Consider the following 20,047-nt stretch of genomic DNA (forward strand, 5'->3'; position numbering starts at 1 on the left):
ATGATCAATTCAGTTAAAAAGGCCTGCGCGTTAGCAGGCCTTTCGCTTCTATTTTTGCTTTCAGGCTGTCAGTCCACACCTCAAGCTGACAAGCTGCGGCAAGAGGGACTAGCCTCTTTACCTGAATCTCACACTATTCAATCTGTTCCGTTTTTCCCCCAAGAACAGTTTTATTGCGGGCCTACCACACTATCTGAAGTGTTTGGTTATTATGGTGAAAGCACCTCTCCAAATGATATTGCGCCTAAGTTGTTCATTCCCAGTAAAGAAGGGAGTTTACAACTAGAAATGGTGAGCGCTACCCGACAATTTGGTTTTTTGCCATATTCTGACCGAGGGACTTTATCGTCAATTATGTCGTTAGTTAAAGACGATATCCCAGTGATTGTTTTTCAAAATTTGTCCATCCAGTTATTACCCCAATGGCACTACGCTGTTGTTATTGGGTTCGATAGTGATAAGGGGACGGTTACTTTACACACCGGCCTTACGCCTAATCACGAAATGTCGCTTGAGCTTTTTGAAAGAACGTGGGGAAGAGGAAATTACTGGTATTTGGCACCAGTTCCTCCTAATGTAACCTCGCCTGAGATGACACCGTTCACTTATGTAAGTGCGGCTTACGACATGCTTAAAGTGGGAGATAAAGCGCGTTCATTGGCGTTTTTGGAAACCGCGTCGCATACATGGCCAACGTACTGGTTAAGTTATTTCCTGATTGCCAATTATTACTTAGAGCAAAACGACAACCAAGCAGTGGCTTGGTTTGAGAAAGGCTATGAAGTGGGGCAGCACCAACATGTTTATGTTCACAACTACGTATTAGCTTTGCGCGAAAACAACATGCCCGAGAAGGCAAATACAATTCTAAAACAGGGGCTTGAACGCTTTCCCAATAACGAACCGCTGTTAACATTGGCTGAGAAATAAACCTAAACTTTAAGAGTATTCGCATTTACGAAAACTTATCGTCTACTATTAACCTAGGAAGTAATTGTGAAAGTAGGCTATGCCAAAAATACTGAGCTCATCAACAATTTCGTACGAGAACGGAGTAGTCACCACTCGACTCTATGGCGTGTTTAATGAAAAAAGTGCGGAAGACTACAGCGATCGCCTTTTTAAACTAGTCATAGGACTGAATCAACGACCCTTTTCCCTTCTGGCAGATATTAGCCAAGTTGAAGGTGCAACTCCTGAGGCCTTCGACATACTCAAGCGTATTATAAAACGGCTCCCTGATATGGGATTAATCGCGAAAGCTTATGTTTATAAAGGACCTGTTATACGCGGAATAATGTTTCAGAGGATCCCCGAGCTCAAAAGTATGGATTATCTTTTTTTCACAGATATTGACGAAGCTTCTTCGTGGTTGTCTCGCGAATATGAACGCAAACTATCTCTGCTCTCTGATTCCTAATTAGCCTGTAATAAGTTAATAGCGCAATTAACTATCTCATTTTCCCACATCTGGTTGGTGCAGTTAACTCTAGTGGTTAACCCCTATGGTGGATGGGCGTTTTTTGCTCGATCCTAATTTGGTTAACGCTATCTAGTCGTTGCTCAGTATTAACGCTGAACGCATTGATAGCTCCAAATTTTAAGGATTGAATAATGAAAAAAAGAACCCTTATATATGCTGCGGTAGCAGCGGCTCTACCTTTCGTAGCAAGCGCCTCCAAAGTACACGCACCCTTAGATACTTCATCGCACCGCATTGCTGAAATAAATCTGACTGACAATGTTGTTAACCCGCCAGCAAACAGCTTGTTTCAAATGGCGTTAGACCAACTGCAAACCACATTCCCATCATCTACATTACGAACAAATAATGGCCATTTAGATAGTGTTTTTGGTATTACCATTGATGTTTCAGGCACGTCGCCTGAACAGATGGGGTATGACTTTATTAGTCGACATTCTGCCCTTTTAGGTGGACTAAGTGACGGGGATTTTCTTTTTAATCCTCACCGTAGTAAATCAGCACTGGGTGGTCATTTAGTGAGGTTTGACCAAGTCATTGATGGTGTAAAAATCAAAGATAGAGGTGTCGGCCTCTTAATAGATGAGTCTCAGGTGGTGAGAGCGCTGTTTGCCGATACAGCTATAAATACGCCTATTGCTAACTCTCAGGTTCTTTCTGCTAATAGCGCGATCAGCGTGGCAACCGCCGATTTAGCGTCTTACAAGCGAGCATTGCCAATAGAAGCTCTTGATGTACTGAACCCAGCTTTTTCTCAAATAGAAAAAAGCCTTGGCATTTTCGCCAAGCCAGTACCACAGAAAGTGGTGGTACAAGATAACAATAAACTGAAACTCGCATGGAAGTTCTTCTATTACTCTTCAAATCCCTTTGGTGTGTTTGAGTATGTCATCGATGCCCAGTCGGGAGACATTCTGGCGCGTAATGATCGGGTCAAAACCATTCTTCCTTCAGGTGAAAATGAAGTTACGCAAACGGGGCAGGTTGGCTTAGTTCAGCAGACTGCGGATTATTTCCCAACATTTCCACCCATTACGCCATCGATGCAAAGCGAATGTTTGATAGAGGACGATGCAGGTGGCTACACCGGCAAACCGAAAGGGATGGAACGCATTAATCTACGTAAGTTTGACGATTCTAACTTAGTGACGGGTGTTGAAGGTTTGCTTACAGGTAAGCACGCGCTTATTGAAAGCGCGATGCTGACAAAAGGGCCTTTTCCACAAGCGGCAACGGGTACGTATCACTTCAGCGAGGATGCTGCCATAGAGGCAAGACCTGTCGAAGATGATCATGTAACGCCTTCTACGGCACATCACATTGACGGCATCAGCCAGTTTATTTACATCACCACATTGCTCGAATATTTAGATTACCTTCATAAAGACGGCGATGCTGTGCATAGTCGTGGCGTGGGCGATGGCTCGTTTCCAAATAGCTACCCTAACGAAGCGGTACCGTTAACTGGTGTGGTACATATTCCGAATGTGCTCGACCCACCAGATAATCCAGCAGATCCTGAGTTTATGGCTAAGCTATTGGGCTTGGACAACGCATTCGCAGTGCCGTTATCACAGGAAATTGCAGGTGAAGAGGTCGTGGTTAACCCGACAGCTTACGGCCATGGTTACTTATTCAACAACCTAGCAATGGATTTCTCGGTTCCCATTCATGAAGGCACCCATGCGACAATTACCCCTATCGCAGGTTTTGAAGGCGAGCCAGAAGGTGGCGCGCTTAACGAAGGACAAGCCGACCTATGGGCATACACGGTAGGCGAAACACCAGATTTAGGTACTTACCCCGTTAATTCGTGCGATTTACGAAAATTCTTAAGAGAGCAGGGGGTTAATCCCGACTCATTTGAGTTTATTCGTTCTGCACAGAGCCAAATTCGTTATTCGCAGTTAGGCACAAGAGACAACGCATTTGAAGTGCATCGTGATGGAGAAATTTACGCGGGTGCAATGTGGGACTTAAGAGAGCTTATGGTGGCGCTGCAGCCTAGACAAGACTTTGTTCGCCCCGACCCAGTTACCGGCGATCCTACCCAAGAAACTAGCTTGGGCAAAGAAACGTGGGAACGTATCTTCCTAGGCTCAATGTACGTGCTAGGAATATCTGCGCCAGATACCTTCGTGCGCGCACGGGATGCAGTGTTAATTGCCGATGCCGCCTTATATCCTACCGATCCTTTAGATTTAACTTCACCGGGTCGTCATCATGCATTAATTGAGCGTGTTTTTGCTGCCAGAGAGCTAGGTGCAAACGCGAAAGCACCGTTAGGCGGTCGACAGACTATATCAACGGCAGTGAGCGAGTTTACGGCTACCCAGGCTAAGCCATCGACACCAGACGCTATAGACGCGCATATCATTTCTGATGACGCGATTGAAATTACGTGGGAAACCGTACCTGACGCTTTTGCTTATCAATTGCTAAAACGCAAAAAAGGGTCGAGTGCGCGTTTGTTTACGGGTGTACCAACCCGAGAATACTTTGACGGCGACCTCACATTCTCTGGCTTCACCCATGTTGAATTTATTGTGGGCGATAATCGCTACATAGACAAAGGGCAAGGTTTAGGGCGTGGTGCAGGTCAAGGCATAGACTCGTTTGACTATGAATACGTAGTGCGTGCAATCAGCCTTAACCCTAATCAGCAAGTTGGTTTTTCTAATATGTCAGGGATTGCTTCAACCGGCTTAAACACGGTGGATGTGAGTGAGCAAGTTGACTACAAGGTGGGTAATGTAAACTACAATAACGGTATCTTTGCCTATGATATTGCGTTGATAAATACTGGCGACGAGAGAATTTACGGTCCAGTTGATTTCAATATTACTCATATTAGCAATGGCAGTATTACCGTATTGAATGCAGATAATGGTGGCACTGGTCAAAACGGCGACATAGCAAGGTTCCGTTTCGATCAATCGCTAGATGTAGACAGAACATCTGCACTGCGTTATCTAAAGTTTGATAACCCAAATGGAAAACTCTTTACGTTCCAAGCGCGGATCAGCGGCTACGAAGCTGGCGCTTCGTCAACCGGTAGAGGAGAAACGCCTACCTTTGATACGTCTGAGCCAAAAGAACAGTCTGTGGTTTACCATAATATTGAGGAGCACACGGGTGTAGTCTTAATTGGCGCAGCGGATGAAGCATTGGTTGATGGCGTTGACTATGTTGATATCCCGTTTACAGCGCTGCCAAGTGCGTCAAGTGTAGTTGCAACGCTGAGCGCTGATGTTGAGGTAGTAGCGGTGCCAGATCTTGACTTTGAACTGCTCGATGCCGAAGGCAATATTATGGCGAGCTCCGGCAACTTGGGCTCTAATGAGCAAGTTGGCGGTGGCATTGTCCCCGGAGAAACCTATCGGGTTCGCGTGAATGGTTGGGCTAACGGCCCGACGTCATACCGGGTTGTTATTGATCAGTTTGTAAGTGATATTAACGACGCAAACGTTGATCAAAATGGTAATGCGACAACGGGAACAGTAACGTTTGAGTTTAATCCCGTAACAGGGAAAGTAATACCTTTGAACTTACTTAATTAGTCGCCCGTGAAAACACGAAGAATCTAGGCTAACTAGAAGAAAGGTCACCTACCAACAACTGCCTTTCTAAAGGCCTATAAAACAAACCAAAGCCCCATATTGTGAAAACTGCATGGGGTTTTTTTATTAAACTCGCCCTCCGGGAAGGTCTGGCAAGTATCCTAGCTTCGTTCATTCCCACGCTTCGCTAGGAAACTTGCCTGCGTCTTCTGAGTGGGCAATTATCTATGCGGATTGGTATAACTGGTGCACCTTTTGCCTCTTCTTTCACGTACTAAGGTGTAGCTAAAAATAAAAAGTGCCTACTCATATATGCAGGAGCCCCGTCAGCCGTGGACAGCACTCAACTTCTTGAAAACCAGCAGGCAATAGCAATAGCCGGATTAGTAGGCGTTGTTATTGTGCTCTTCATTGTTAAACGACTTATTTTGGTGCGTTTGAAAGCTAAAGCGCGTTCAGAAAACAGCAGTATGTCTGATATCTATCGCGTGCTTGTGTTGTCGTTAAATGCCCCACTTAATTTGCTTATCTGGGTTATTTTCCTGCTGTTGGTTAAAAGTATTGTTTCAGTATTTCAGATAGAAGATGAAGGGGCGATTAAAGCGCTAACCATTGTTATCGAAGCTGGCCTCATCATTACTTTATTTCTCTTCTTCGAGCGTTTTGTCACTTACTCGTTGAGTCGTTATCGCGACCAGTCAACCATAGTTAAAAATACCAGCGCAATTGCCGGTGGAGCAGTTAGAGCGCTTTTCGCTGTATTAGCAATTTTGATTATATTAAGCACCATGGGGGTGTCGGTAACACCCATTGTTGCATCGTTAGGCATTACTTCGCTCGCAGTAGCACTAGCGCTACAGCCAACGCTTGAAAACTTCTTCTCGGGTATTCAGTTGGTAATGGATAAGCCCATTCGTATAGGCGACTTCATAGAGCTGGATTCCGGAGAACAAGGTTTTGTAGAGAAAATAGGATGGCGCTCCACGTGGGTTAGAATGCTACCTAACAACATCGTGATCATGCCTAACAGTAAGCTGTCTAATTCAAAGTTGATTAACTACTACTACCCTGAACGCGAACTGTCGGTGCCTGTTGAAGTTGGCGTGCATTATAGCTCTGATTTAGAGCATGTTGAAAACGTATGTTTAGAGGTTGCCAATACAATTCTAGAGCAGCACGAGTTTGGTGTTGAAACTTATCAACCTTTTGTTCTGTTTCACACTTTCGACAATTCTAGTATCAACTTAACAGTGATGCTGAGAACCCGTGAATACTTTAACCGCTTCTTCATAAAGAGCGCCTTTATAAAAATGCTTAAAAAGCGTTTTGATGAAGAAGGGATTGTCATTCCATTTCCAATTACTGCGCTTAACCTAGAGCAGGAAGGTGCAGCTCAATCCACAGAGAATTTAACGCCCAAAGCTTAAAAATCTCGCCAAATATGACTTGAGCAAATGATGTCTCAGACTTCTGACGGGGAGTTTTCGCCAAAAATAGTCAACATGCGTTTATCCTTATCGCTCTTTTTTCTATACACCGTTGATTTTCACCGAGTGATTTTTGAGTTCTTAAAAGATACCGGTGGCAATTTGGGTTGTATTTCTCTTTTCTATAAAGGAAATTAACTTTAAGTTTTTCAAGGTTATACCGTCTTATGTATATTTTTTGTTATATTTATTAATAATTTGTTATTAATGCGATTGTTAATTATTTTCTTTTGCCTGCTACTATCTTTTTGCTACCGGTGGCAAATGGGCGGTAATTAAGTTCCGTTAGTTCGCGTGAAAAGGAGAACTAATTGATGTTGTCTTGTTGAGTAATTGAAGCAGTACGCCCTTCTAATTATTAATCTAAGGACAAAAAATGAAAAAGAACTTACCGATATTTCAATCGACGATAATTGCATCATCAATTGCCTTTGCCGTCTCTACGTCTGCAGTTGCTTCAGGTTTTCACACACAGAACGGAGGCACGACAGGCGGTCAAGGTGGACAAGTAGTACAAGCTTCTACGGGTAAACAAATTCACGAAGCATTGTGTAATAGAAACACTTCAGAAACGCCAATCATTATTCAAGTCTCGGGTACAATCAATCATGGTAATACTGAAAAAGTGTCTGGAGACAGCTGTAATACCGCAGAAGACAAAATTGAGTTAAAAGACATTGCGAATGTGACACTTATTGGTGTAGGCGGTGGCGCTACATTTGACCAGCTGGGTATACACATAAGGAATTCCCAAAACATCATTATAAGAAACGTTCATGTTAAAAATGTCAAAAAATCGGGCTCACCCACGTCAAATGGCGGAGACGCGATAGGGATAGAAAAAGACGTTCGCAACGTATGGGTTGACCACGTAACCTTAGAAGCTAGTGGTGGTGAAAGTGATGGTTATGACGGCTTGTTCGATGTAAAGGATAACTCGAAATACATCACCTTATCTTACAGCATTTTACGTAACTCAGATCGAGGTGGTCTGGTAGGTTCAAGCGAATCACAAGTTAATAACGGTCCGATCACCTATCACCACAATATCTTTGACAATTTGAACTCGCGCGTTCCCCTTGTAAGGGGGGCAACAGCTCACATTTACAATAACTACTATGACGGCGTTCGCTCTTCAGGGATTAATTCCCGCGCAGGAGCCGAAGTCAAAGTAGAAAACAACTATTTCGAAAATAGTAAAGATCCATTGGGTACGTTTTATACAACAACTGACGGTTATTGGCAGGTTGCGGGAAACACTTTCGGAAGTGGCGTAACGTGGAGCGACTCAGACAGTGACTATGAGCCTGCAGGGCCAAACGTTCAATCTACAGCATCAATATCTATTCCCTATAGTTACTCGCTAGATGGGGCATCTTGTATACGAGATATTCTTGAGAACACCGCTGGTGCCAACAAAAATCTTGCAGTATCAGACGGTAGCTGCGGTTCAACTGGTGGCGGTGGCGATACCGGAGGTGGTGATACAGGAGGTGGTGATACAGGAGGTGGCGACACAGGGGGAGGTGATAATGGTGGCGGCGATGATAATTCAGGAGGTAATCCGCCAAGCGGCACCAACTTAGCGTTAAATGCACAATCTGACGGTAGCTCTAAGTACAGTGGAACAAGTTACGGGAACGTAAGGGATGGGGATGTATCTACTTACTGGTCTCCGAGCGGAACGACGGGAAGAATTAGCATCAAACGCTTGAATACGACAGTAAATACTGTACGGGTAATTGAGACCTCTACTACTCAAGGTGCGGTAACTTCATGGCAACTTGTGAACAATGACACAGGCAGCGTATTGGCATCAGGAAACTCAATTCCAAGTACGATTTCGTTTTCAAATACCAATTTGGATAAAATCAACTTTGTCATCGATTCTGCAACACAACGACCACAAATTGCAGAGTTTGAGGTGTATTTAGATTAAGTCGGTTGCGCTTGTTCTAAACCTTTTTAGGTGACTCTCTGTGAGAGTTTATTTAACTCAATAAAAAAGCCACGTTGTGTAACGTGGCTTTGTTGCGAGTACGTTAACCCATCAAAGGTGTTAGAAGGTGTAACGTGCAGATACGCCTAGTAGGTCAACATCATCAGCAATAACGTAAGTTGCGCCGAAAGAGAATTGTGGTGTAAAGAAATAGTCTGCGCCAATTTCAAAAGCTGTTTCGTCGTCTTCAATGTCGATATAGCGGATAGCACCGCGAAGCTCAAATTGCTCTGACAGCATCGAACGAATACCGGCAGTAATGCCATAGCCATTGTCGTCAGCTTCAGCAGAAGCGAAGCTTGAGTCTAGGTCAACATCCACATACTCATACGTCAACTCACCAAAAAAGTCGGTTGTTGTAGTTAAACCATAGCGGTAACCAACCCCTGCAGAGATATAGTCAAGTTCACCGTCAACACCATATTCGTCTTCACTTAACTGACCATAACGACCTGTCAGGTATACATTTTCGTTAAGTGATTTGAAGCCTTGAATTTGAAAACCGGTTGGCTCGAAGTCGCCTGCGTCTTCAATATCTGCTTGTACGTATCCAGCTTTAACGAAGTCATATGAAGGCGAAGCTGCGAAAGCATTTAAAGAAAGCGCGCCAAAGATACTGGCGAGAATAGTACGTTTCATTGTTTCTAATATCCTTTTAACAATAATTACCCCCAACCACCTCGGGAGCCTCATCATTATGGGGATGGATTTTAGAAATCAAATGCATTGTCGTGATTTTCGACTAGGTGAATTTTTCATTATCCGGGTCATGCCATTTCAGCATATAAAATTGTTGTTAGTTCAGTTATATTGCTTTGCATTAAACAATTGTCAGCTTTTTGTTATTGAGTTGTTGAAGTGCCGAAGTTGGCCTGGTTTGGGGGTCGTGTGTACCGTATCGTTACAGCATTACTTTGCTTTATCTATCTATTCGCGGTGGGGGGATTGTCTTACAACCACGTTGTAGAAAAGCTAAAAGTTGAAGCTGAAAATAATATTCAAGATGTAGCTAGCCGTTTAGAAATTCAGCTCGATAAATATCGTACATTACCTCGCGTACTCGTCATTCATCCTGCAATTGAGGAAATACTTCAAGCCCCGACAAACGAAAATGTCCTCAAAGTTAACCGCTTGTTGAGTACCTACAACGAATCGATTTCAAGCGATGCTGTATACCTGATGTCTCGCGACGGAGTGACCCTTGCTTCAAGCAATTGGCAGCAAGAAGACAGTTTCGTAAATAGTAACTACGGGTTTAGGCCTTACTTTCAGCAGGCAATGAATGGAAGTGAAGGTAGTTACTTTGCGCTGGGTACTGTTTCTCGCAAACGAGGATACTACTTTTCCTTTCCGGTCAGGGATGGCGAAAAAATTATAGGGGTATTGGTTGTAAAAGTTGCGCTATCTGTTATTGAAGAGTATAGCGCCGATAACGACTCCCCCTTCATGGTAACCGATGATCATGGTGCGGTTTTCTATAGTTCACACTCCGACTGGAATTATACTTCGCTTGTTGAATTGCCTAGCGAAGTCAAAGCTGAAATAAAACGCCAGAGACAATACGGCACTGGATCATTAGCACAACTAACTGACTTTTCGAGCTTACATCAGGTTTTAAGTTCAGAGACATTAGTGCTTAGTTATAAAGAAAAACCTCGCACTTATTTATTGGCAGCAAAAACATTACCGCAAGTAGGTTGGCACCTGATTGTTCTTACTCCAATTACAAAAGCCTATAAGCTTGTTGGGGCGATATGTTTTGGTGCTCTAGTTCTTTTCGTCTTAATTGCATTGCTCAGCATGATTTGGCGAAGAAACAACATTGCTCAACGACAGCTCGCTTCAGCGAATGAGCAATTAGAACACCGTGTAGAGCAAAGGACTGCCCAGCTTCAAGATATTAATAGCACACTGCTTGAAACCATAGATATCCAAAAACAGACAGAGTCTAGGTTAAAGCAAACACAAAATGAGCTTATTCAAGCCGGAAAGCTGGCTTTGCTGGGCGAAATGTCGGCAAGCATTAATCATGAGCTTAATCAACCACTTACAGCTTTGCTTACGTACAGTGAAACATTAAAGCTAATGATTGTTAGAAATAAGACGGAAGGTATCGCGCAGACTACTGACGAAATAATTAAGCTGGTGCAGAAAATGGCAACAATGGTTGCTCAGTATAAGCTTTTTGCGCGAAAGTCAGCGGGCAAAATTGGGCCTGTAATTGTCGCCGATACCATTTCTGCGTCCTTATCCATTTTAGAAAGTAAAATCAGCAAAATGGGAGCGGAAATATTGGTGCAATTCCAAGACCAGGATGTTTCTGTCTTAGCGGAAGCTGTTCCGTTAGAACAAGTGCTGGTTAATTTGTTGAACAACGCTCTTCAAAGCCAAGAACACGCAGAAACGGCAAAAGTAGATATTGCTGTAAACAACGACCTTGAATACGCTTTTATCACAGTGAGGGATTACGGAAGCGGATTATCTGAAGCGCAGCTTCAAACCGTATTTGAGCCCTTTTATACCACTAAAAGCAAAGGGTTAGGATTAGGTCTAACTATTTCTCAGCGTATAATGTCAACTTTTAGCGGTACTATATCAGCCGACAACCACCCAGACGGTGGCGCAATATTCACACTCACAATTCCAATAGCCAAGAGTTTGTAGCATGAGCATTCCAATTTATATTATTGATGATGAACCCACTATATTGAATGCCTTAAAGCAGCTTCTTGTAATAGAGGGGTACGAAGTAGAGGTATTTGATAACGCTGCCGATGCACTAATCAAACTTGATAGGGATTGGCCCGGTGTTATTTTGTCAGATATCAATATGCCCAACATGGATGGAGTCACTTTTCTAAAGAATGCGCTGTCGATTGACGCTGAATTTACGGTGGTGATGCTAACGGGGCATGGTGATATTTCCACGGCGGTGGAATCTATGCGATTGGGCGCTTATGATTTTATCGAAAAGCCCTTTTCCAACGAATATATTTTAGATGTGCTAAAGCGAGCGGGAGAAAAGCGAGCTTTGGTATTAGAAAACCGTGCACTGAAAGATGAACTTGATGCACAAACCGGTGCCGGGCCTCGCCTGCTAGGGAATACTCATAAAATTAAAGCGTTACGACGGTTGTTGATGCAAATAAAAGATATACCCGCCGACGTACTTATTCGAGGAGAAACGGGCTCTGGTAAAGACTTGGTTGCAAGATTTCTTCACTACAACAGCCATCGAAGAAATGAGAATTTTGTTGCGATAAACTGCGGCGCTATTCCAGAGACCATGATTGAAAGTGAACTGTTTGGTTTTGAAGCTGGCGCATTCACAAGTGCACAAAAGAAACGTATTGGAAAAATAGAACACGCAAACGGCGGAACATTCTTTCTGGACGAAATTGAAAGTATGCCAATGGCTTTACAGATTAAGTTACTGCGTGTTCTGGAGGATCGCGTTATAGAGCCACTCGGCAGCAACCGTCGCGTAGACTTAGATATTCGGGTAATCGCCGCTGCGAAAATTGACTTGCTTGAATTGGTCGATAAAGGAGAGTTCAGAGAGGATCTATTCTACCGACTAAACGTGATTAATGTTGAAATTCCACCCTTGCGTGAACGCAAAGAGGATATTTCTCTTTTATTCCAACACTATGCAGCACTGGCGAGTTCTCGTTTCAACACTGATGCGCCTCGCCTCACAAATGATCAGCTTTCAAGGCTTCAGCAACATAACTGGCCCGGTAACATTCGAGAGTTGCGCAATGCGGCTGAACGTTTTGTTCTTATGGGGGGGCAAACAATTTTTGACGATCCTAATAGTGAGAATAGTAGTGACACATTAACCTTAGCTGACAAGGTCGCACAGTATGAGAAAGGTGTATTAGAGGCGACACTGCGTGAGCACGACGGAAGGTTGGTTGAAGTTCAGCAGGAGTTAGGCTTACCTCGTAAGACACTGTACGACAAAATGAGAAAGTACGGTCTTGTTAAAGACGACTTCAAACTTTCTTAGTCCTAACCACGATTGTAAATGGATGGATTTCCACCCGTTTACAATTTTTTCACGTGTGGTATTCCACCCATCTAAGCCCGAAACTGAGTGGTTCTCTGCGGTGAGGTTTTTTATCTATTTGAAATTCAAGTGATTTTATTTTGATTGTAAGTGTGGCAAGGTCCTTGCCTTATGTTGAATCGATGTAACAAATGTTGCGCAATTGTGTCTTTTAACAATTGTGTATCATTTGTGCTGAGGACACATTCAACACTTTTAAGGTAAAACAATGATTAATAAAATTACCCAAGTGATCCGTACGCGGCGACGCCTACTTTCGCCTGTATGTATGGTGGCATTAGCCACATCTCTTTCACCCTACGCCCATGCTCAAACCGAGACCAAAGACGAAAGTCAAATCGAAAAAATAGCCGTTGTCGGCTCACAAATTAAGGGTGCTGAAATTAGCGAAGCCCTAGCAGTTTCGCAACTTGACGCCGAAGACATAGAATTAATGGGCGTCGACTCTGGTGATGACCTGTTACAGCTTATTCCAGAAAATGGACAAAATTTCTTCAATGAAGCAGGCAACATTAGTGGTGGTGTAAATGCTGCCCGTGGTGACGTTGGCGCGTTCAATTTAAGAAATATTGGTACAGGAAACACCTTAGTACTAATAAATGGCCGTCGAATGGTGAATTCAGCGTCATATCAGACTGAAGAAGTGGGGGGAAGTTTCGTTCCAGTAAGTTCGGTCAACTCACAGTTAATCCCTGTTTATGGCGCAAAGCGCGTAGAAGTTTTGCGTGATGGAGCATCTGCAATCTACGGTGCAGACGCCGTTGCAGGTGTGGTAAATACGGTAACGCCGACAAACTTTGAAGGCTTTGATGTGCGAGTTAAGTGGCAAGAATATGAGCACTTACCTCGAAACGATCAGACGCTATCCATGCACTGGGGGAAAACCTTCAATGGTGGTAAAACCAATATTGGCGTTATCGCAAACTATTACCAACGCGACAGAGTAAACTCTCAAGATGATCCTCGATGGACGAATGCCGATCTGACCGATCGATTGCCCGAGGGTTCCCCTTGGTATGGACATCCTGAATTTGATTCAACAAGTGCCAACTCTTTGTACGGTCAGTTCGATTTTGTCGATAGAGTTACGTCAAGTAATCCATTGCGAACGGAAGGTTATGTTGATGGGAGTGGTGAGTTTGAAACCTACCCTAGCGGAGATGAGAGATGTGCGTGGGAATTAGGTAACGGCTTATGTGCTGCGCCAGATGGACAAGGTACTGTGCGCTTTAATATGAATCAAGACCGCGACCTAACATCCAAGCTCGACCGCACAAATATTTTCATCAATTTAAACCACACATTTGAAAATGGGTGGGAGGCCTTTTCAGAGTTTTTGGGCTATCGCTCAAATACAAATTTGCGAAGACATCCTACCGCATCATTTTCGTCATCAAAACTTATTGTTGCCGCCGACAATTACTATAATCCGTTTGGTCCATGTGGATCGCCCAATCGCTTAGACGATGCGGCAGTTGCCGCTGGCGTTTCTTGTGATGGCGCGGCATTGACGATAGATAACTATCGCTTCGCTGAGTACCCAAGAATTGTAGAGAATACAGGCGAAACTTTCCGACTCCTGCAAGGGTTAAGAGGATATTGGGGTGAATGGGACTGGGAAACTGCGGTGTCTTGGTCAAAAGACACTAAAGATGACGTAACTCATAACCGTGTATCTAATACCTTAATGCAGGAAGCGCTAAACGACACCACAGAAGCAGCTTATAACCCGTTTTCTGCAGGTGTAGACTCTAATATTGAACGCGCTCTCATCGATGTTTATCGAAAGAGTGAGTCTGAGCTTAAAACCTTTGATATTAAGTTTTCTAACCCAGGAATTTATGAGTTACCAGCAGGGTACGTAGGGTTCGTTGCGGGGCTTGAATACCGTCACGAATCATTCAAAGATGACCGTGACCCTCGCCTTGATGGCACTATTCAGTTTATCGACGCAGACGGTGACACCTACCCCTTTGTATCTGATGTGGTGAACTCTAGTCCAACACCGGACAATTCAGGGCACCGAGCGGTAGCTTCTGCTTTTGCCGAACTGCAGATCCCCGTGTTTGATAACTTTGATATTCAGTTAGCTGCCCGTTACGAAGACTTTTCTGACGTAGGTGACACAACGGTGGGTAAAGTGGCCTTCGGTTACCGTCCATTTGAACCTGTGCTTTTAAGAGGCTCGTGGTCTCAGGCGTTCAGAGCGCCGAATCTAGTTACTATCAATGAAGAAATTGTTGCGCGTACTCAAACGCGTACTGACTACGCTTGTTTATACGCCGCAGAAAATGGAGGCGATCCTAATCAGGACACATTGGATTGCTCTTATTCTCTGCAACGTATTGCGCAAGGTAGCCAGGAACTAGAGCCAGAAGAGTCTGACAATATATCGGTTGGAATTGTAGTTGAGCCCCTAGACGGCTTAGCAATTACCTTTGATTACTGGTCTATTGAGAAAGAAAACACGATTGGTTTGTTTGGTGAAGAAAACCACTCCTTGCTTGATTTGCTATATCGCCTAGAGCAGGGCAACGGTAATTGTGATGCCGCAACCTTTAACGCCAGCGTAAATCGCGGAGAAATAGACCCTGATGAAGCCGCGTATTATACGGCTGCTGGCATTTGCCCAGCGGGTCAGATTAACTACATAGACGACCGTTATGCAAACTTAGATAAGCGTACGGTTAGTGGTTACGACGTAGGAATTTACTACAACATTAAAACTGACTATGGCCGATTTAAAATCGATTATAACGGATCGTTCCTTGAGAAGTTTGAGCAGGAAGCTGGCGGCCTAGCTACCCAGTTAGTTGAAGCTAGTGAGAGTGGTTTGCTTCCAGCAAGTTTCCCTGTCGATGGCTTTGCTGATTTAGTTGGTCGTAATGGCAATCAGGAAGATAAACACAGCTTACGCTTAATGTGGCGAGGTGAAGTATTCGGCGCTTCGCTATCTGGCTATCGTATCGGCAGTTTCTATCAAAGTGAGTTGACCTTAGATGACGGAACGCGATTTGTGATCCCAGCAATGACTACGTTTGACGCAACGTTCGACTATAAAACCCAAATACAAGAAGTTGATACACGCTTCCGTCTTGGGGTGAAGAACCTTACAGATAAACGCGCGCCATTAGCTGCGGAAAGCTTCGGATTCTTCAATGACGCACATCGTGACTACGGTCGTTATTTTTACATGGACGTAAGCGCAAGCTTCTGATCCTGCTAACTTGGCGGCACACCGCCGCCATTTCTTAAGACGGTTATTATGTTTAGAAAAATAGTTTTTACTTTTTGGCTTTGCTCGGTTGCGCTACTGCAGGCAGCGTGTGCTAGCACACAACCTTGGCAAGAAAAAGATGTTGGTCATTACAGCTTTAACAAGTGGGCAGGGGGCAAAATAGATGTACACTATATTGTTCCCCAAAACGCAGACGCACAAACAAAGATACTGCTGGTTGTACCCGGAGCTCGTCGCAATGCCGATGATTATCGAGACCAGTGGCTAGGTTTGGCGAAAAAGCACAACTTCATTGTGCTTGCGATTGGGTGCAGCCTAGCAGTGTGTGAAGATGAATATCAATACAATTTAGGTGGCATTACCACGCCATTAGGGGCCAAGCGTCCGGAATCGGTTCAGTTCTATAATGTGCCTGAAAAAGTCTTTAATGATTTTGTTGCGCGCTTTGGGTCTGAGCAGCGTGAGTTCGCTTTGTATGGTCACTCTGCTGGAGGCGGATTTGTTCACACTTACATGTTAGCTAAGCCTGACGCACCAGTATCTCAAGCGGTTGCTGCCAATGCCGCATTTTTCACCTTCCCAGATACTCAGCAAGACTACCCATTTGGTTTGTTAAATAGCCCATACAATGAGTCGCGAATTGATGATTGGTTAACACGACCGCTAGTGTTTATGTTAGGTGACCAAGACATGGGACCTCGAACCAAAGCCATTAGCAATAGCAACAAAGCAAATCAGCAAGGACGAAACGTGTTCTCAAGAGGACTGTCATTCTACGCACATGCAATGAATGTTGCAGTGGAAAGAGACGTCTCTCCACATTGGCAACTCGAGGTTGTGCGAGGTGTTGGTCACAGTAGTACGAAGATTGTGCCTTACGCATTCAAATACCTGTTTCCTGAATTCAATAAAGGAAATGAGGAGAAGTAGGTGGAAACTAATTCGTTATCAATGTCTTCTTCGACAACGAGTGATGAACCTAAAGGAAACCTTTATAGAAGGGTAGGTACAATTCTAGGGCCATTAGCTTTTCTCGTGATGAACCTATTGCCTGCTCCCGAAGGGTTAAGCCCAATAGCATGGTCGACAGCTGCTGTAGGTGTTTGGATGGCGCTTTGGTGGTCGTGCGAAGCGGTACATGTTTCGGTCACAGCGTTATTGCCTTTAGTGTTATTTCCTCAGCTAGGTATTTTAGATATAAAAGCGGCCTCGGCACCTTATGCCAACCCCACTATCTACCTTTTTCTAGGTGGGTTTATGCTTGCTTTGGCACTTCAGAAGGCGAATCTTCATAAACGCATTGCGTATTTCATATTGAGTTACGTAAGCAGTTCAGCTCGCTCTATTGTTTTAGGGTTTATGCTGGTAAGTGCCATATTGAGTATGTGGATGACGAACACGTCTACTACCATGATGTTACTTCCTATTGCGTTATCGATTTTATCGACAATGGAAAGCGAGGATTTAAACTTCACAGAAAGCGAGAGAAAGAACTTTCAGCTATCTTTGCTGCTTGGCATCGCTTATGCCGCAACCATTGGTGGTATGTCGACCTTAGTAGGTACACCGCCAAATGCGTTCTTAGTCGGCTTTATGAACGACACGTATAACGTACAGTTAGATTTCGCAAAATGGATGCTTATTGGGATCCCACTTAGCGTGGTTTTACTTCCCTTAGCGTGGATCTCGCTGACAAGGTGGGTATACCCGGTTAACTTTAAGACGCCAGATAGTGCACAGTCTAAGCTAGCGGCTCAACGAAAAGCACTTGGCCCTATTCGCAAAGAAGAGTGGAGAGTCGGTGTTCTCTTTTTATGTGTTGCCTTTGCGTGGATGACGCGGCCATTCCTTGCGAAGTGGTTTTCCCTTGATGGCCTTTCTGATGCTGGTATTGCAATGACTGCTGCGGTACTACTTTTTGTTATACCTAATGGCAGAGAAAAAAGTGAAAATCGGCCTGCATTACTTGCTTGGGATGACATGAAAGATATTCCTTGGGGAATTCTGGTGTTATTCGGTGGCGGATTGAGTTTAGCCGCAGCAGTGTCGAATACCGGGTTGGCACAGTGGCTTGGCGAGGGGCTTGTAAACATAAATGTCTTTGGTCTGCTCCTGTTAGTGCTAGCCGCAACAACACTGGTGATTTTCCTTACAGAGCTAACAAGTAATTTGGCAACGGCAGCCACTTTCTTGCCGGTAGTTGCAGTAATTGCTATCGAAATGGGCTTCGAGCCAATGTCATTAATATTGCCTGTAACCCTTGCAGCAAGCTGCGCATTTATGTTGCCTGTGGCAACACCACCAAATGCCATTGTGTTCTCGTCGGGTTATATCAGCATATCCCAGATGGCACGGGCAGGTTTCGTGCTGAACATTGTCAGCATCCTTTTAGTCAGTGCTATTGCTGTTTGGCTAGCGCCTCTTATCTTTTAATTTTCTTAAGATGCCCAGTCATTCTCTGGGCATCGGCAAGTACCACTATGACTTATCAAAACAATAAACCCCTATATTTATCTCACGCTGGCCCTAAGCTTCTAGATATGCCCTTGCTAAATAAAAGCAGTGCGTTTAGTGAAAGAGAGAGAATTGAATTTAATTTAGACGGCTTACTACCTCCTCGTTACGAAACGATAGAACAGCAAAGGGAACGCGCTTATTTGCAGTATCAGGATTGCCCCACCGCAATGAGTAAGCACATTTTCTTACGTGACATTCAAGATAAAAATGAAACCTTGTTTTACCGTTTAATCAGCGAGCATCTTGAGGAGATGATGCCTATTATCTACACGCCAACGGTAGGAGAGGCGTGTGAGAAATTCTCTGATATTTATCGCAGCGCCCGCGGCCTATTTATCGCTCATCATCAACAAGACCGAATTGACGCCATTTTGCACAACGCCACCAAACGCAACATTAAGGTAATAGTGGTGACTGACGGAGAGCGGATCCTTGGCTTAGGCGATCAAGGTGTTGGTGGTATGGGCATTCCAATTGGAAAACTGTCGCTGTATACCGTTTGTGGTGGTATTAGCCCTGCCAATACACTACCTATCACATTGGATGTGGGTACAAACAACGCTGCATTGCTGGAAGACCCTATGTATATGGGGTGCCGTCACCCTAGAATTTCGCAAAGTGAATACGACAAATTTTTGGATAAATTCATGCAAGCAGTCAGCCGCCGATGGCCCAATGCACTTATCCAATTCGAAGATTTTGCGCAACACAACGCCACACCATTGCTATCGCGTTACCGCGATAAGTACTGTTGTTTCAACGATGATATTCAGGGCACTGCAGCTGTTGCGGTAGCAACTATGTTGGCTGCGTGTAAAGCCAAACAGGTTTCGCCGTCTTCACAAAGATTGGTAATAGCCGGTGGCGGTTCTGCTGGGTGCGGCATAGCAGAGCATTGGGTGCGCTGTGCTGTGGCCGAAGGGGTGAGTGAGAAAGAAGCCCGTCAGAACGTATTTGTGGTGGATAGGGATGGCCTATTTACCACGAAGTCAAAAGCACTGTTACCTTTTCAGCAGCGTTTCGCTCATGATACAAGCTTGTTTCCCGAATGGGACAAGCTCACGCAATCTAGCTTGTTAGACGTAATACACAACGTTAAGCCTACCATGCTACTTGGTGTGTCGGGATGTAATGGTTTATTTAGTGAAGCGGTGATAGGCGCGATGGCCGCGAATGTTTATAAGCCAATTATAATGCCATTAAGTAATCCTTCGCGCTGTGTTGAAGCCTTACCCGAAGATATTTTGCGATATACCAATGGCGAAGCAATAGTAGCAACGGGAAGTCCGTTTGAAGATGTAGAAATTAATGGTAATTCGTTTCCAATAAGCCAATGCAATAACAGCTATATCTTCCCCGGTATTGGACTTGCCGTAGTAAGTTGCGGTGCTAAAAAGGTTACAGACAATATGTTGATGGCAGCGAGCAAAGCACTAGCAGCTGAATCTCCTCTTGCTGTGAATGGTGTAGGCGCTCTATTACCGCCTTTAAGTAGTATCAAGCAACTGTCATTGAAAATTGCTTTCGAAGTAGCAAAGCAGGCTGTGATAGATGGCGTTGCACTACCAAGATCGGACGAAGAAATTAATTTGAGTATTCAAAAGACGCAATGGCTCCCAGATTATCGAGATTATCAGCGGGTAGCAAACTAAACTGAGTTTGGCCTTAATTCTTTGTGGTGGGTGCAGCGA

At 44.2% G+C, this 20,047-nt stretch carries 12 protein-coding genes; 11 read left to right on the forward strand and 1 reads right to left on the reverse strand.

Features of this window, described 5'->3' with window-relative positions:
* The 5 genes from AWH61_RS01550 to AWH61_RS01570 all read left to right on the forward strand — a co-directional run bounded on the left by AWH61_RS01550 (window position 1) and on the right by AWH61_RS01570 (window position 8,469).
* A complete protein-coding gene (locus AWH61_RS01550) occupies window positions 1-930 on the forward strand; it encodes a PA2778 family cysteine peptidase (RefSeq protein WP_014951407.1) in 930 nt (309 codons plus the stop codon).
* Window positions 931-1,009: 79 nt separating this feature from the next.
* On the forward strand, window positions 1,010-1,420 hold the full coding sequence (locus tag AWH61_RS01555) for a hypothetical protein (RefSeq protein WP_075176050.1): 411 nt from the start codon (window positions 1,010-1,012) through the stop codon (window positions 1,418-1,420).
* 194 nt (window positions 1,421-1,614) lie between these two features.
* Window positions 1,615-5,043, forward strand: a complete 3,429-nt coding sequence (locus AWH61_RS01560) for a M36 family metallopeptidase (protein ID WP_075176051.1) — start codon at window positions 1,615-1,617, stop codon at window positions 5,041-5,043.
* Between the two features lie 332 nt (window positions 5,044-5,375).
* Window positions 5,376-6,470, forward strand: coding sequence for a mechanosensitive ion channel family protein (locus tag AWH61_RS01565; RefSeq protein WP_014948442.1), 1,095 nt, complete (start codon window positions 5,376-5,378; stop codon window positions 6,468-6,470).
* Window positions 6,471-6,906: 436 nt separating this feature from the next.
* Window positions 6,907-8,469 (forward strand): pectate lyase family protein, encoded by a 1,563-nt coding sequence (locus tag AWH61_RS01570; protein WP_039224654.1) that lies wholly within the window; start codon window positions 6,907-6,909, stop codon window positions 8,467-8,469.
* Window positions 8,470-8,589: 120 nt separating this feature from the next.
* On the opposite strand, the gene AWH61_RS01575 is transcribed toward AWH61_RS01570, so the two are convergent.
* Complete coding sequence (locus tag AWH61_RS01575; protein ID WP_014948444.1) at window positions 8,590-9,168, reverse strand: outer membrane beta-barrel protein; 579 nt, start codon at window positions 9,166-9,168, stop codon at window positions 8,590-8,592.
* 249 nt (window positions 9,169-9,417) lie between these two features.
* Here AWH61_RS01575 and AWH61_RS01580 point away from each other — a divergent pair, with 249 nt between their 5' ends.
* The 6 genes from AWH61_RS01580 to AWH61_RS01605 all read left to right on the forward strand — a co-directional run bounded on the left by AWH61_RS01580 (window position 9,418) and on the right by AWH61_RS01605 (window position 20,008).
* A complete protein-coding gene (locus tag AWH61_RS01580) occupies window positions 9,418-11,193 on the forward strand; it encodes a sensor histidine kinase (RefSeq protein WP_075176640.1) in 1,776 nt (591 codons plus the stop codon).
* Window position 11,194: 1 nt separating this feature from the next.
* A complete protein-coding gene (locus tag AWH61_RS01585; protein WP_075176052.1) occupies window positions 11,195-12,541 on the forward strand; it encodes a sigma-54-dependent transcriptional regulator in 1,347 nt (448 codons plus the stop codon).
* Between the two features lie 268 nt (window positions 12,542-12,809).
* Window positions 12,810-15,818: a TonB-dependent receptor domain-containing protein gene (locus AWH61_RS01590; protein WP_075176053.1), complete on the forward strand. Its 3,009-nt coding sequence runs from the start codon at window positions 12,810-12,812 to the stop codon at window positions 15,816-15,818.
* Between the two features lie 48 nt (window positions 15,819-15,866).
* On the forward strand, window positions 15,867-16,769 hold the full coding sequence (locus AWH61_RS01595) for an alpha/beta hydrolase (protein WP_075176054.1): 903 nt from the start codon (window positions 15,867-15,869) through the stop codon (window positions 16,767-16,769).
* 21 nt (window positions 16,770-16,790) lie between these two features.
* Complete coding sequence (locus AWH61_RS01600; protein ID WP_075176641.1) at window positions 16,791-18,272, forward strand: SLC13 family permease; 1,482 nt, start codon at window positions 16,791-16,793, stop codon at window positions 18,270-18,272.
* 47 nt (window positions 18,273-18,319) lie between these two features.
* Window positions 18,320-20,008 (forward strand): NAD-dependent malic enzyme, encoded by a 1,689-nt coding sequence (locus tag AWH61_RS01605; RefSeq protein ID WP_075176055.1) that lies wholly within the window; start codon window positions 18,320-18,322, stop codon window positions 20,006-20,008.
* The last annotated feature ends 39 nt before the right edge of the window (window positions 20,009-20,047 follow it).

The sequence above is a fragment of the Alteromonas sp. W12 genome, from assembly GCF_001924945.1.
GTDB classification, from domain to species: Bacteria; Pseudomonadota; Gammaproteobacteria; order Enterobacterales; family Alteromonadaceae; genus Alteromonas; species Alteromonas macleodii.

What these genes read in the sequence shown, in the direction of transcription:
- AWH61_RS01555 (WP_075176050.1), top strand. Translation starts at nt 1,010, where the DNA reads ATGCCAAAAATACTGAGCTCATCAACAATTTCGTACGAGAACGGAGTA.
- AWH61_RS01550 (WP_014951407.1), top strand. Translation starts at nt 1, where the DNA reads ATGATCAATTCAGTTAAAAAGGCCTGCGCGTTAGCAGGCCTTTCGCTT.
- AWH61_RS01575 (WP_014948444.1), bottom strand. Translation starts at nt 9,168, where the DNA reads ATGAAACGTACTATTCTCGCCAGTATCTTTGGCGCGCTTTCTTTAAAT.
- AWH61_RS01590 (WP_075176053.1), top strand. Translation starts at nt 12,810, where the DNA reads ATGATTAATAAAATTACCCAAGTGATCCGTACGCGGCGACGCCTACTT.
- AWH61_RS01570 (WP_039224654.1), top strand. Translation starts at nt 6,907, where the DNA reads ATGAAAAAGAACTTACCGATATTTCAATCGACGATAATTGCATCATCA.
- AWH61_RS01560 (WP_075176051.1), top strand. Translation starts at nt 1,615, where the DNA reads ATGAAAAAAAGAACCCTTATATATGCTGCGGTAGCAGCGGCTCTACCT.
- AWH61_RS01600 (WP_075176641.1), top strand. Translation starts at nt 16,791, where the DNA reads ATGTCTTCTTCGACAACGAGTGATGAACCTAAAGGAAACCTTTATAGA.
- AWH61_RS01585 (WP_075176052.1), top strand. Translation starts at nt 11,195, where the DNA reads ATGAGCATTCCAATTTATATTATTGATGATGAACCCACTATATTGAAT.
- AWH61_RS01595 (WP_075176054.1), top strand. Translation starts at nt 15,867, where the DNA reads ATGTTTAGAAAAATAGTTTTTACTTTTTGGCTTTGCTCGGTTGCGCTA.
- AWH61_RS01605 (WP_075176055.1), top strand. Translation starts at nt 18,320, where the DNA reads ATGACTTATCAAAACAATAAACCCCTATATTTATCTCACGCTGGCCCT.